The following is a 1,097-nucleotide window of genomic DNA, read 5'->3' as shown; positions in this document are numbered from 1 at the left end:
ATAATGAAATATCCTAAAAAATCAGGGCTTTTGTGTAAAAAAATCTAATTTTGGTCAATTTTATGGCTCGATATCACTTTTACAAGCTCCTGGCTATAGGGTTAGCGATAGAGATGAGTAGGGTTTGGGATAGAAATGCAAAAAGTGGCGTCAAAACCATCAAAATATAGTCAGGTTTGAGATAGAAATAAGCAAGAATCAATCAAGACTGTGGACAACTCTGTTTATATCCTGTGCGCATGGTGTTTAAAATGTGTGGATAAACCACGAAACAGATGGCCAATTAGGGTTTAAGAGAGAGTAAATAGCAAGGCGAGAGATAGAGTTGGCATTAGGTCAAAGATAGAATGGAATAGGGTAAGAGGTAGAGTAACACTCAGGTTTACCATAGAGATAAATAAAATAAATCTTTAAAAATCAATAGGATGCGGTCAAATATGGAAAAACCTACCGAAGACCTTCCGTTTATTATGCAGTATCTATACAGGTTAGACATTAAATATTTTATGCAGACATTAATAGAATTAATGTATTAAACCGGTGAAAAAAAAGAAATCCAAAATTTCAAAATATTAATTAGCTAATGAAATAAGTAGAGCTCATGCTCATAAAATCATATCGAGTGTGTATGGAAAAATATCTCGTAATTAAGCGACTTCTTAAAAGAGTGGCACTAAAGAAGACCTCCAGAAAATCTGAAAATGCCGTAAATGACATGATCGGAACAATAGTTTGAAAGGGAAGGGAGAATGAAACAGTTAGATTGATAAAGCTTACCAGAGAGAGGAATAGTAAAACTTGATAAAGAATGGGGCGCATATCATAAAGATTGTAGGCCCCAGCCGGTTATTGAAGATTAGTCAACAGTAGCATCAATTCGAGATCTAGCTAAAAGCTGCTCTTTAAAGCTCAAGTAACTAAGAACGGCAGTGTAAAGTGCTCTTGAAGAGCCACAATCCCAGCATAACTCAAGCTCCCTCAATAACGATATATTCAAAGAAATATAAAAAGAGCTATAGCTCCCAGACTTCGGGTTGGCCAAAGCGCGAAGATTTGATCGATTTTGTAGTGACCAAAGCACGGCGGCGTCAAATAAT

The 1,097-nt window shown here is 36.0% G+C and carries 1 protein-coding gene; it reads right to left on the bottom strand.

Annotated features, from left to right (window positions below; all coding sequences use genetic code 11):
* Nucleotides 1–856 precede the first annotated feature (856 nt).
* Nucleotides 857–1,097: hypothetical protein (locus QZ824_RS11675; RefSeq protein WP_291276189.1), on the bottom strand; the 241-nt coding region annotated here is incomplete at its 5' end.

The sequence above is a fragment of the Flavobacterium sp. genome (assembly GCF_021151785.1).
GTDB lineage: Bacteria > Bacteroidota > Bacteroidia > Flavobacteriales > Flavobacteriaceae > Flavobacterium.
The sequence above is the reverse complement of the archived record's forward strand: the minus strand, read 5'-3'. Positions and strand labels throughout refer to the sequence as shown.